Origin of the sequence: Pseudomonas helleri, from assembly GCF_009600315.1 — a bacterium.
Taxonomy (GTDB): domain Bacteria; phylum Pseudomonadota; class Gammaproteobacteria; order Pseudomonadales; family Pseudomonadaceae; genus Aquipseudomonas; species Aquipseudomonas helleri_A.
Genome location: NZ_WIWC01000131.1, coordinates 1 through 358 on the forward strand (window position 1 = coordinate 1; position 358 = coordinate 358).

Below are 358 nucleotides of genomic sequence, written 5' to 3' on the forward strand. Positions count from 1 at the left end.
TCTTCGCGGCTGCCGATCAGACCATTGTCAGTGACCTGATTGCTCAGTTGCGGCAAGTCCGGGTAACGCCGCAAGCCATTCACGTCGGTGGCGGGCAGCGGCGGCAATTGGCCGCTGGACAGCCCTTCGGCCTTGAGGGTCAGGGTGCGGGTCAGCGAGTCGCCTACTTTGGAATGATCCGGCTCGGGGTTCCAGGTTTCGCTCAGGCTCAGGCTGCGGGCCGGTAACCAGGCGGCAGTGGCCGGGTAGTCTTCAGGCTTGGGCTTGACCTGCAAGGGGATCTCGGTGGAGGTCACGTGGACCATTTTCCCGGGTTTGGGCGCGCTGGGCGTCGAGGTGTTGCCGGGCTGGTTGTCCA

At 64.5% G+C, this 358-nt stretch carries 1 pseudogene; it reads right to left on the reverse strand.

Features of this window, described 5'->3' with window-relative positions:
* A pseudogene (locus GHN86_RS23140) lies at positions 1-358 on the reverse strand (BatD family protein); the annotation flags it as partial.